Genomic DNA, 11,642 nt, shown 5'->3' on the forward strand with positions numbered 1-11,642 from the left:
ATGGTTGTCAAACGATTAAACGGAGATAGGGTCGGAGCATGCGCCTGCTGCCTCATCCGGCGACGGAGTCCATCCAGCTCACCGAGGTTCTCCGCGCGCTGTCCGACCCGGTCCGCATGGAGATCGTCGTCCGGCTCGCCGCCCGGAAGGAGCAGACGTGCTCGGGGGTGGGCGAGGAGCTCGGCGTGCACAAGTCCACGGCCTCGCACCACTACCGCACGCTGCGCGAGGCGGGCGTGGTGATGACCCGGCAGGTCGGGCGGCTGAAGTTCATGCGCCTGCGCCGCGACGACCTCGACGCCCGCTTCCCCGGCCTGCTCGACGCCGTCCTCGCCGCCGCGCACGCCGACGACACCGGGCAGGCCGCCGCGCACGCCGACGACGCCGGGCAGGGCGACGGTGCCGGCGTCCTGGCTCAAGGCATCCTCACTCAAGGCGTCCCCGCGCATGGCGAATGAGCTGCCCGTACGTCACGCGCTCCCCGAGCTGCTGAGCGCGCTCGACGCGCACGGCACGGCGGTGCTGACCGCGCCGCCGGGCAGCGGCAAGACCACCGTCGTGCCCCTCGCCCTGGCCGACGCCGGGCTGCGCGTGCTGGTGGCCGAGCCGCGGCGGCTGGCCGTGCGCGCCGCGGCCCGCCGCATGGGGGTGAGCTACGCGATCCGCGGCGAGCGGCACACCGGCGCCGACCCGAGGGTCGAGGTCGTCACCACCGGCCTGCTCCTCCAGCGTCTCCAGCACGACCCCGAGCTGCCCGGCACGGACGTCGTCGTGCTGGACGAGTGCCACGAGCGTCACCTGGACGCCGACACCGCGCTCGCCTTCCTCCTCGACGTGCGCGAGACGCTCCGCCCTGACCTGCGCCTGCTGGCCACCTCCGCCACGGCCGACGCCGCGCCGTGGTCCCGCCTGCTCGGCGGCGCGCCGGTCGTGGCGGCGTCCGGCACGCCCCACCCGGTGGAGACCGTGTGGGCTCCGCCGGCCCGCCCGCTCCCGCCGCCCCACGGGATGCGCGTCGATCCGGCGCTGCTCGCCCACGTGGCCCAGGTCGTACGGCGGGCCCTGGCCGAGCGCGAGGGAGACGTGCTGTGCTTCCTCCCCGGCACGGCCGAGATCGCCAGGGTCGCCGGGCGGTTGCGGGACGTCGCGGGGGACGTGGAGGACGTGGAGGACGTGGAGGTCCTGCAGGTGCACGGGCAGGCTCCGGCCCGCGTGCAGGACGCGGTCCTGTCGCCGGGGACCCGGCGCCGGGTGGTGCTGGCCACGTCGGTCGCCGAGTCGAGCCTGACCGTGCCGGGCGTCCGCGTGGTCGTGGACTCCGGCCTGGCCCGCGAGCCGCGCACCGACCACGCCCGCGGCCTCGGCTCGCTCACGACCGTCCGCGTCTCCAAGGCCGCCGCCGTCCAGCGCGCCGGACGGGCCGGCCGCGAGGCGCCCGGCGCCGTGTACCGCTGCTGGACCGAGGCCGAGCACGAACGGCTGGCCGAGCATCCGAGGCCCGAGATCGCGCTCGCCGACCTGACGGGGTTCGCCCTGCAGGCGGCCTGCTGGGGCGTGCCCGACCCGGCGGCGCTGGCGCTGCTGGACCCGCCGCCCGACGCCGCGATGGCCGCCGCCACCGCGACCCTGACCGGCCTCGGCGCCCTCGACGGCGGCCGGGTGACCGCCCGGGGGCGGCGGATGGCCCGGCTGGGCCTGCACCCCCGGCTGGCGCGGGCGCTCATCGACGCCGGTCCGCGCGCCGCCGAGGTGGTCGCGCTGCTGTCGGAGCAGCTTCCGCGCGAGGCGGGCGACGACCTCGTCGAGGTCTGGCGGTCGGCCCGGCGCGGCGGCGACGCCTTCGCCTCCCGCTGGCGCCAGGAGGTCAGGCGTCTGTCGAGGTCCCTCGCGCCTGAGGACCGCGCCGTCTCCAGGGACGCCCCTGGCGCGTCGGGGAGCGATGGCGTGGTCAGGAGCAGTGGCGCCGCTAAGAGCGGTGACGCCGCTCGGGGCGGTGGCGCCGCTCGGGGCGGTGGCGCCGCTCGGGGCGGTGCCGGGAGCGGTGGCGACGCCGCCCTGGCCGATGACGCGTTCGCGGGGCTGGTGGTCGCCCTGGCGTTCCCCGAGCGGGTGGCCAGGCGGCGCGGCGGCGGCTATCTGATGGCCTCCGGCACGGCCGCCGCGCTCGGCGAGGGCTCGAAGCTCGCCGGCGCGCCGTGGCTGGCGGTCGCGGTGGCCGACCGTCCCACCGGCTCGGCGTCGGCGCGCGTACGGCAGGCCGTGGAGATCGACGAGGCGACCGCGCGGCTGGCCCATCCCGTCACGGCCGAGGAGGAGGTCGCCTGGCGCGTGCTCCCTGGTGAGCGGCGCGGCGACGTCTCCGCGCGGGTCGTCGAGCGACTGGGCGCGATCGAGCTGTCGGCCGCGCCGCTGCCCGACGCCGACGTGCGCGCGGCCCTGCTGCACGGCCTGCGTACCGAGGACGTCCTGACCTGGACGAAGGAGGCGCTGGCGGTACGCGCCCGGCTGGCGTTCTGCCACCGCGCCGTCGGCGAGCCGTGGCCGGACGTGGGCGGCGCCGGGCCCGGCCTGGACGCCCTGGCGGAGCTGGCCGACCGGTGGCTGGAGCCCGAGCTGTCCAGGGCCCGCCGCCGCGCCGACCTGGAGCGGATCGACGTGGCCACGGCCCTGCTGCGGCTGGTCCCGTGGAGCGAGCGGCTGGACGCGGTCGCGCCGGAGCGCGTCGAGGTGCCCAGCGGTTCGCGGGTCCGGATCGACTACTCGGAGGAGCGGCCGGTGCTCGCGGTCAAGCTCCAGGAGCTGTTCGGCTGGGAGCGCGCGCCGTCCGTGGCGGGGGTGCCGCTGCTCGTTCACCTGCTCTCCCCGGCCGGGCGTCCGGTGGCGGTGACGGCCGACCTGGCGTCGTTCTGGCGCGACGGCTACCGTGCGGTACGGGCGGAGCTGCGCGGCCGCTACCCCCGGCACCCCTGGCCGGAGGACCCGCTGACCGCGACCCCCACGAGCCGTACGAACAGGAGAACGTGACCGCATGCGCGCCGACGAGTCCCGCCCGGGCAGCCCGGCACACACCGGCGCCGCCGCAGTGGTGGCCGAAGCGGCACGGGACAACGCCGCGTGGTGTGACGCGATGTGCCGCGCGCACGGCCTGCCCGGCCGCTTCACCGCCCACGCCTGGAGCAGCCCGCGCCGCACCCCGCCCTACTACCCCGACGCCGTCACCCTCTCCCCCGCGGCCACCGAGGCCGGCGTGCTCGGCGGCATCGACGCGGGGCCGGGCGCCTCGGTCAAGGACAGCTTCGCCACCCTGGACCTGGCCCCGCACGGCTTCCGGGTGCTGTTCGAGGCGCGCTGGCTGCACCGGCCCGCCGCCCCCGCGCCCGATCCGGCCGGGGACGTCGCCTGGGGGCGGGTGCGCTCCGCGTCCGAGCTGCGGGAGTGGGAGCGGGCCTGCCTCGGCGGCGAGACGGACGGGCTCTTCCCGCCGTCGCTGCTGGAGGAGGCCGCCATCCTGTACGGCCGGCGCGACGGCGCGCTCGTGTGCGGCGCCGTGCTGACCTCCACGGGCGAGGCGGTGGGCGTCTCCAACGTCTTCGCGGCCGGCTGCGACGACGACACCGCGTGGGCCGGGACGGTCGCCCAGGCGGCGCGGCGGTTCCCGGGCCGGCCCCTGGTGGGCTACGAGAGCGACACCGCCCCGGCGGAGCGCCACGGCTTCACCCCGACCGGCCCCCTCCGGGTCTGGCTCAGAGGCTGACGCGAGCGCCGGCCGGCGGCGGGGAGGCTCCGTTCATCGCGCCGGAACGGACTACCCCGGAAAGGGGCCTCGCCACCGGAGTCCGGACGTTGCACACTTCTAGGCATGTCGTGGGCCGGAAGATCCGCTGTCGAGATCGCTTCCGCCGTGCGCCGCGGCGAGGTGAGCGCCGAGGCGGTCGTCGAGGAGCATCTCGGCGTGATCGCCCGGCGCGACCCGCAGGTGGGCGCGTTCCGGCTGGTCAGGAAGCGGGCCGTGGAGGAGGCGCGGGCGCTGGGCGGGCGCCGGGACCTCGCCGACCTGCCGCTCGCCGGGGTCCCGGTGGCGGTCAAGGACAACCTGGAGGTGGCGGGCGAGGCCATGCGGGCCGGCTCGGCCGCGACGGGCGTGACCCCGGAGCCGCGCGACCACGAGGCCGTCGCCCGGCTGCGCGCGGCGGGCGCGGTCGTGGTCGGCCTGACGAACCTGCCCGAGCTGGGTCTGGCCGGCTTCGGCGACAGCGTCCACGGCGTCGTGCGCAACCCGTGGAACCTCTCCCGTACGGCCGGCGGCTCCTCCTCGGGCAGCGCCGCGGCCGTGGCGGCGGGCATGGTGCCGATCGCCCTGGGCAACGACGGCATGGGGTCGCTGCGGATCCCGGCGGCGGCCTGCGGGGTGTTCGCCGTGAAGCCGGGGGCGGGGCTGGTGCCGCCGCCCGGCGACGACTGGGACGGGCTGAGCGAGAACGGTCCCCTGGCGGCGCACGTCGCCGATCTGGCGCTGGCCCTGTCGGTGCTGGCGGCCGATCCCGCGCTGGCCGAGTCGTGGCGCGGGGGCAGAAGGCGGGAGCCGGCGCCCCGGATGCTGCGCTCGGTGTGGGCGGGCGAGGACGAGGTGTGGGAGCCGCCCGCGCCGCCGGCCGAGGAGGAGCCGTTCGACCTGCGGATCGCGTACGCGCCGCAGCCGCTGCCGGCGGGGCTGCCGATGGACCGGGAGTTCCGGGCGGCGGTGCGCGCGGCGGCCGAGACGCTCCGGGTGGCCGGGCACACGGTCGTGGAGCGCGAGCGGCGGCTGCCGTTCTGGCTCGGGCCGTCCACCGTGGCCGCGTGGCTGTCGCGCGCCGCCGAGGCCGTGGACGCGCTGTCCCGTCCCGCGGCGGGGAAGGGGAAAGGGCCCGATCGCGGGAGCCGGGCCCTCGCGAACGACGACCGCGGGAGCCGCGCCATCGCGCACGACGGCCCCGGGCCCGGTCGCGGGAGCCGGGCGATCGCGACGGGCGGCCCCGGGCTGGACCGGCGGAGCCTGGCCCTGGCGCGCGGCGGGCGGGTGCTGAGGGCGCTGAGCCTGGACGGGGCGCGCGGGCGGGCGCGCTGGCAGGCGTACGCGGCCGACCAGTGGTTCGGCGACGCGGACGTGCTGATCACGCCGGTCCTGGCCACCGTCCCGCCCGCGGCCGACGGCTGGCGCGGGCGCGGGTTCGCGCGCAACGCGCTGGCCAACATCAGGTTCGCCCCGGCGACGGGGCCGTGGAACATGTGCGGCTGGCCCGCCCTGGCCGTTCCGATCGCGACGCATTCGAGCGGCCTGCCGATCGGGGTGCAGCTCGTCGCGCCGCCGGGCGGCGAGCCGCAGCTCCTCGGACTGGCCGCGCAGCTCGAAGCCGCCCACCCGCTCGTCCGCCCGCCCGGCATGTCCGCCTGACGTAGATCCCCTCTCGGGGCGGCGGGCCGTTGCGTCAGGTCCCGCGGGGCCGTTTCCTGCCCAGCAGCGTGACCACGCGGCGCACGGCCGTGATCACGGCGGAGCCGACCGCCCCGACCAGGGGTTCGCGTTCCTCCTCCGCCGTGGGTCCGGTGTCGGGGTGCGCGGGCGGGACGCAGCCGGCCCGGCAGGCTTCGAGCTGCGCCGCGAACGCGACCCCCAGGAAGAGCGCGATCGAGCTGAGGAACGACCACAGCAACAGCGCCATCACCGCCGTCAGCGGGCCGTACGTGGCGCCGAAGGTGCTGTTGTTGGCCGTGTAGAGGGCCAGGGCCAGCGTGAACAGCGTCCACAGGACCAGCGCCACCAGCGCGCCGAAGGCGAGCCAGCTGTGCCCGGGCTGCCGGCGCCGGGGTGAGGCCCTGAACAGGGTGACCGTGGACACCAGCGCGAGCAGGAAGCCGAGCGGCCACCGGACGAGCGCGAACGCCTGCCGCGTCCCGGCCCTCCAGCCGAAGACCTCGGTCATCGCCTCGCCGATGGCCCCGCCGCCGACCATGACCGTGAACCCCGTGATCATGGTGACCCCGGCGACCAGCGCGAGCACGGCGGCCCGGGCGTACTTGCGGGGGAACGGCCGGTCGCGCTCCACGCCGTAGATGCGGTTGGCGCCCCGCTCGAACTGGGCCATCGCCGTGGTCAGCGCCACCATCGTGGTCGCCAGGCCGAGCCACAGGGCGAGCGCGTCGCGGACGTGGTGCCCGCTGCCCAGCGCCTGCTTGACCGCCGCGCCGTCGCCCGGGGCGAGGCGGCGCAGGGTGAGTTCGAGCACCTGGCCGAGCTCCTCCTGGTGGGTGACGGAGCTGAGCCCGACCAGCGCGATGGCGCCGGGGATGATGGCCAGGCAGATCTGGAAGGCGAGCGCGCGCGAGTGGCTCATGCCGTCGCCGTACCGGAACCGGACCAGCGAGTCGCGCGTGAGATGCCAGCCGCCGTACTTGCGCAGGGTCGCCCACGCGTCGTCGGCGGACAGCTCGTCGCCCTTCATGGTGCGCGTCTGGGGGACGGACACGGTAGATCCCACGGCGATGACGTTATACCCCTTTTCTGGAGGAATGCGTAGTAAGCCCGGCCGTCCGGCCGAGCCGGGTCGACCGGACGGCCGATGTCCGTGACCCGGCGCCCGGACAGCATGGCCGCTGTGAAACACGTCCTCCTGGCACTTCTCCTGGCGTCGCCCCAGACGCCGCACCCGCCCGAGACCCCCGCCCCGCCGTCCGTCGCCTGGCAGCCCTGCGGCACGCGGCAGGCCGAGTGCGGCGCCGTCGAGGTCCCGCTCGACTGGGACGCCCCGGCGGGCCGCACGATCAAGCTGTCGGTCGTACGCCGCAAGGCCACCGGCGAACGCCTCGGCACGCTGTTCTTCAACCCCGGCGGCCCCGGCGGCCAGGCCGCGATGCTGCTGCGCGACTACCCCCAGTACGCCGTCAGCGACGAGCTGCTGCGCCGGTTCGACGTGGTGGGCGTCGACCCGCGGGGTGTCGGCGGGAGCTCGGCCGTGACGTGCGGGCGGCCGGTCCACGACCCGGCCGTGACGCAGTTCCCCGGCTCCTTCGCCGAGTACCGCGAGCTGGTGGCGCACAACCGGGCCGTCGGCGTGAGCTGCCTGTCGGGCACCGGCCCCCTGCTGCGCGAGATCGACACCACGAGCGTCGCCCGCGACTTCGACGCGGTCAGAGCCGCCCTGGGCGAGGAGAGGATCAGCTTCCTCGGCAAGTCGTACGGCACCATGCTGGGCGCCGAGTACGCCCGGCTGTTCCCGCACCGGGTCCGTACGATGGCGCTCGACGGCGCGGTCGACCACAGCCTGCCCTCGGAGCGGCTCGTCGCCGACGCCTCCGTCGCCGTCGAGGACTCCTTCGACCGCTTCACCCGCTGGTGCGCCGAGACGCCGGACTGCGCGCTGCACGGCCGCGACGTGGCGAAGGCGTGGGACGACCTGGTGACCGGGGCCGAGCGTGAGCCCATCCCGGTCGCGGGCGGCCGTCCGCTGACCGCCGAGGAGCTGCGCTACGTCGCCTACGTCTTCCTCAACCAGCTTCCGGAGTACGGCAAGGGCCTGGCCAACGCCATCGCCCAGGCCGAGAAGGGCGACGCCACGATCTTCGCCTCCGTCCGGGCGTCCGCGCTGGACGACCCGGCGAGCACGGCGGCCTACCGGTCGATCCTGTGCCTCGACATCGCCCACGGCATCAGCGGCTACCGCGACCTGCGCGCCCGGCTCGACCGGGTCAGGAAGCTCTCGCCGCACCTGAAGGGCACCTCGGAGTTCTGGGACATGACGGCCGGCTGCGTCGGCTGGCCGATCCGGCCGACGAACCCGCAGCGCCCGCTGGACGTCCGCGGGGTCCCGCCGGTGCTCGTGGTCGGCAACACCCACGACCCCGCGACGCCCCTGTCCTGGGCGCGCAGCCTGTCGTCCCGCATCCACGGCTCCGGGCTGCTGGTGAACGACGAGAACGGCGGCGACGGGCACAGCTCGTACCTCAGAGCGGCCTGCGCCACGGCCGCCGTCGACGCCTACCTGACGTCGGGGACGCTTCCCCCGGCCGGGACCGTCTGCCGGCGGGCGCCCTAGTCGAGGCCCAGGTCGGGCAGCGTCCTCCTGGCGTGCGCGACGAACGCGCGGGCCGCCGGGCCGGCCTCGCCCTCCGACCGCCACGCGATCGCCATCCGCCCGCGCAGCCGCGGCCCGGTGAGCTCCATGACGTGCAGCAGGTTCCCGGCCGCGCTCACCGCCGACTCCGGCAGCACGGCCACGCCGAGGCCGCGGGCGGCGAGCCGGGCCAGCACCAGCGGCTCGCTGGCCTCCAGCGAGACCCGGGGCCGGAACCCCGCCGCCGCGCACCCCTCCTCCAGCGCCGCCCGCAGCCCGGTGCCCAGCGGCAGGCACAGCAGCGCCCGCCCCTCCAGGTCGGCCAGCTCGATCCCGGACCGCCCGGCCAGCTCGTGATCGCGGCTCACGGCCGCCACGAGCGGCTGGCTCACCACGATCTGCACGTCGAGCCCGGCCGGCACGCCGGGCCCTAGCCCGAGCAGCCCGAGGTCCATCCGCCCGGACCGCACCTCCTGGACCACCGTCTCCGGATCGGCCTCCTTGAGGGTGATCTCGACGGCCGGGTGGGCGTCGCGGAAGTCGGCCAGCAGCCCCGGCACGTCGAGCACGCCGGGCAGGGAGACGGCGCCCATCACCACGTGCCCGCGCAGCAGCCCGGTCAGCTCGTCCACCACCTGCCGGGCGCCGGCCACGGCCCTGAGCGCGGCCCGCGCGTAGGGCAGCACGGCCTCCCCCGCCGCGGTCAGCCGCACGGCGCGCCCCGACCGGTCGAACAGCGGCTGGCCCAGCTCCCGTTCGAGCTGGCGGATCTGCGCGCTGACCCCGGGCTGGGCGACGTGCAGCGAGGCGGCGGCCCTGGTGAAGCTCGCCTCCTCGGCGACGGCCACGAAGTACGCGAGCTGCCGAAGTTCCATAACCGGTGATTATAGACAACAGCATGAGTATCTCTTGGACTTCTTGATCCAGGTCCCGCAGCATGAGAGGCATGGACCTCACGGAGATGAAGGGCCCGGTGCTGCGGCCGGGCGACGCGGGTTACGACGACGAGCGGACCGGTTTCCAGGCGCTCGCCGCGCACCGGCCGGACGTCGTGGCCGGCGTGGTGGACGCGGACGACGTGCGGCTCGCCGTGGCGTACGCGGTGGCGGAGGGCCTGCCGGTGGGGGTGCAGGCCACGGGACACGGGCTGCCGGTGCCGGCCGAGGGCGGGCTGCTCGTCAGCACCCGCCGGATGACGGGCGTGCGGGTGGACCCGGACACGGCGACGGCCCGCGTCGAGGCCGGGGTGCGCTGGTCGGCCGTGATCCAGCGGGCGGCGCGGTACGGCCTGGCCCCGCTGTCCGGCTCGGCGCCCTCGGTGGGCGCGGTGTCGTACTCGCTGGGCGGCGGCGTCGGGCTGCTCGCGCGCTCCCACGGCTACGCCGCCGACCAGGTGCGCGCCGTCGAGGTGGTGACCGCCGACGCCGAGCTGCGGCGCGTGACGCCGGACAGCGACCCCGACCTGTTCTGGGCGCTGGTGGGCGGGCGCGGCAACTTCGGCGTGGTGACGGCCCTGGAGATCGGTCTGGTGCCGGTGACGAACCTGTACGGCGGGGCGCTCTTCCTGGACGCGGACCGGGTGGACGGCGTGCTGGGCGCCTGGCGTGAGTGGACGGACACGGTGCCCGAGGAGATGACCTCCTCGGTCGCGCTCATCCCGTTCCCCGACGCCCCACAGGTGCCCGAGGTGCTGCGCGGACGCCGCGTGGCCCACGTGCGCATCGCGTACCCGGGCCCGGTGGAGGTGGGCGAGCCGCTGGTGGCGCGGCTGCGCGCGCTCGGTCCCGCGCTGAAGGACACCGTGCGGGTCATGCCGTACGCCGAGTCGGGCTCCATCCACGACGACCCGGCGGGGCCCCTGGCGTTCTACGCGACCCACACGCTGCTCGGCGACCTGCCGCCGGCCGCGGCCGGCGCGCTGGAGGAGGCCGCCGCGGGCCACGTCGTGGAGGTGCGCCACCTCGGCGGGGCGCTGTCCCGTCCCGGCCCCGCGGCCAACGCGGTCGGCAACCGCGACGCGGCCTTCCACGCCGGGCTGCTGTCGCGGCTGGACGCGGGCGCCGACCCCGCTCCCGTGCGCCCCGCCCACGAGCGGGTGCGCGCGGCCCTGGCCCCGTGGTCCACCGGAGGTCGCGCGCTCACCTTCCTGTACGGCGAGCACGCCAACCCCGACGAGGTGCGCAGGGCCTACGCCCCGGACGTCCACCGCCGCCTGGCCGCGCTCAAGGCGGAGTGGGACCCCGCCAACCTCTTCCGCCTCAACCACAACATCCCGCCGGCCCGATGACGCGGGCCGGGCGGCGGGCAGCCCGAGCGCCGGGCCCAGCGCCAGGAACTCCAGCAGACCGCCGCCCGGGGATGGACCCGAGCGGCGGCGGGACCGGTCAGACGCCCAGCGGGTGCCAGACCGTCTTGGTCTCCAGGAAGCCGGTCATGCGGGTCAGGCCCGGGTCGGCGGTCCAGTCGGCGGGCTCCGGCACGGGCCGCAGCACCCGCTTGAGGTTGCCCGCCGCCTCCTGCTCGCAGCGCAGCGCCAGGTCGGCGTCCGTCACCCCGGTCAGGTCGAGCCCGTTGACGTCCATGTGGGCCGCCAGCCACGGAGCCAGCTCTGCCTGGTGGCCGGTGAGGACGTTGACCACCCCGCCCGGCAGGTCGGACGTCGCCAGCACCTCCGCGAACGTGATCGCCGCGAGCGGCGACGGCTCGGAGGCGACCACGACGCACGTGTTGCCCGTGACGATGACGGGCGCCACGACCGACACCAGCCCCAGCAGCGGGTCGGCGGGCGCGACGACCGCGACCACGCCGGTCGGCTCCGGCGACGACAGGTTGAAGTACGGCCCCGCCACCGGGTTGGCCGTGCCGCGCACGGCGGCGATCTTGTCGGACCAGCCCGCGTACCAGACCAGCCGGTCCACGGCGGCGTCCACCGAGGCGAGCGCCTCGGCCCGCCCGAGCCCCAGCTCGCCGGCGAGCTGGGCGCGGCGGCCCTCCAGCATCTCGGCGACCCGGTAGAGGATCTGGCCCCGGTTGTAGGCCGTCGCCCCGGACCAGCCGGGGAACGCCTTGCGCGCGGCCACCACCGCGTCGCGGGCGTCCTTGCGGGAGGCGCGGGCGGCGTTGGCCAGGAAGTCGCCATCGGGCGAGGTCACGGCGTAGGACCTCCCACTCTCGGAGCGGGGGAAGGCCCCGCCGATGAACAGCTTGTAGGTCTTGCGCACGGCCAACCTACTCATCGCCGCGTCCCCTCCACGTGATCTCCTGCGACATCTCGACCGGCACGAAGACCTGGCCGCACCGGCTCACGCCGCAGCGGTGGGCGTACCAGCCGGTGCGTACGGGCCGTCCGGCGCGGGCGTAGGCGTGGTCCCGGGTGGCCTGGGCGCGGCGCGCCCGGCGACGGGCGCGGCGATGGTCACACGTCAAGGTACGCCTCCAGCCCGTGAAGACCGCCTTCGCGGCCGTAGCCGGACTCCTTGTAGCCGCCGAACGGCGAGACCGGGTCGAACTTGTTGAACGTGTTGGCCCACACCACGCCGGCCCGCAGCCGCT

The 11,642-nt window shown here is 76.3% G+C and carries 11 protein-coding genes; 6 read left to right on the forward strand and 5 right to left on the reverse strand.

The window, feature by feature from the left end:
• Nucleotides 1–38: 38 nt before the first annotated feature.
• From HT134_RS38600 to HT134_RS46430, 4 genes are all read left to right on the forward strand, one after another.
• Nucleotides 39–458: an ArsR/SmtB family transcription factor gene (locus tag HT134_RS38600; protein WP_175605427.1), complete on the forward strand. Its 420-nt coding sequence runs from the start codon at nt 39–41 to the stop codon at nt 456–458.
• A complete protein-coding gene (locus HT134_RS38605) occupies nt 448–3,024 on the forward strand; it encodes an ATP-dependent RNA helicase (RefSeq protein ID WP_175605428.1) in 2,577 nt (858 codons plus the stop codon). Before HT134_RS38600 ends, HT134_RS38605 begins: the two co-directional genes overlap by 11 nt.
• A gap of 4 nt (nt 3,025–3,028) precedes the next feature.
• Complete coding sequence (locus HT134_RS38610) at nt 3,029–3,754, forward strand: hypothetical protein (RefSeq protein WP_175605429.1); 726 nt, start codon at nt 3,029–3,031, stop codon at nt 3,752–3,754.
• Nucleotides 3,755–3,859: 105 nt separating this feature from the next.
• Nucleotides 3,860–5,434 carry an amidase gene (locus HT134_RS46430; protein ID WP_246366282.1) on the forward strand — a complete coding sequence of 525 codons (1,575 nt, stop codon included), beginning with the start codon at nt 3,860–3,862 and terminating at the stop codon, nt 5,432–5,434.
• 34 nt (nt 5,435–5,468) lie between these two features.
• Here the strand turns inward: HT134_RS46430 and HT134_RS38620 are convergent, their stop codons facing one another.
• Nucleotides 5,469–6,518, reverse strand: coding sequence for a YihY/virulence factor BrkB family protein (locus HT134_RS38620; protein ID WP_175605430.1), 1,050 nt, complete (start codon nt 6,516–6,518; stop codon nt 5,469–5,471).
• A gap of 117 nt (nt 6,519–6,635) precedes the next feature.
• On the opposite strand from HT134_RS38620, the gene HT134_RS38625 reads away from it, so the two are divergent.
• Nucleotides 6,636–8,072, forward strand: a complete 1,437-nt coding sequence (locus HT134_RS38625) for an alpha/beta hydrolase (RefSeq protein ID WP_175605431.1) — start codon at nt 6,636–6,638, stop codon at nt 8,070–8,072.
• On the opposite strand, the gene HT134_RS38630 is transcribed toward HT134_RS38625, so the two are convergent.
• Nucleotides 8,069–8,965, reverse strand: coding sequence for a LysR family transcriptional regulator (locus tag HT134_RS38630; protein WP_175605432.1), 897 nt, complete (start codon nt 8,963–8,965; stop codon nt 8,069–8,071). The genes HT134_RS38625 and HT134_RS38630 overlap by 4 nt on opposite strands.
• A gap of 71 nt (nt 8,966–9,036) precedes the next feature.
• Here HT134_RS38630 and HT134_RS38635 point away from each other — a divergent pair, with 71 nt between their 5' ends.
• Nucleotides 9,037–10,377, forward strand: coding sequence for an FAD-binding oxidoreductase (locus tag HT134_RS38635; RefSeq protein WP_246366284.1), 1,341 nt, complete (start codon nt 9,037–9,039; stop codon nt 10,375–10,377).
• Between the two features lie 97 nt (nt 10,378–10,474).
• Here the strand turns inward: HT134_RS38635 and HT134_RS38640 are convergent, their stop codons facing one another.
• The 3 genes from HT134_RS38640 to HT134_RS38650 form a co-directional block, all read right to left on the reverse strand.
• Nucleotides 10,475–11,326, reverse strand: a complete 852-nt coding sequence (locus HT134_RS38640; RefSeq protein ID WP_175605434.1) for an aldehyde dehydrogenase family protein — start codon at nt 11,324–11,326, stop codon at nt 10,475–10,477.
• Nucleotides 11,319–11,516 carry a hypothetical protein gene (locus tag HT134_RS38645; RefSeq protein ID WP_175595187.1) on the reverse strand — a complete coding sequence of 66 codons (198 nt, stop codon included), beginning with the start codon at nt 11,514–11,516 and terminating at the stop codon, nt 11,319–11,321. Before HT134_RS38645 ends, HT134_RS38640 begins: the two co-directional genes overlap by 8 nt.
• On the reverse strand, nt 11,506–11,642 hold a 137-nt coding region (locus tag HT134_RS38650), incomplete at its 5' end, for an aldehyde dehydrogenase family protein (RefSeq protein ID WP_175605435.1). The genes HT134_RS38650 and HT134_RS38645, both read right to left, overlap by 11 nt.

The organism is Nonomuraea rhodomycinica, assembly GCF_013363995.1.
In the GTDB taxonomy this organism is placed as follows: domain Bacteria; phylum Actinomycetota; class Actinomycetes; order Streptosporangiales; family Streptosporangiaceae; genus Nonomuraea; species Nonomuraea rhodomycinica.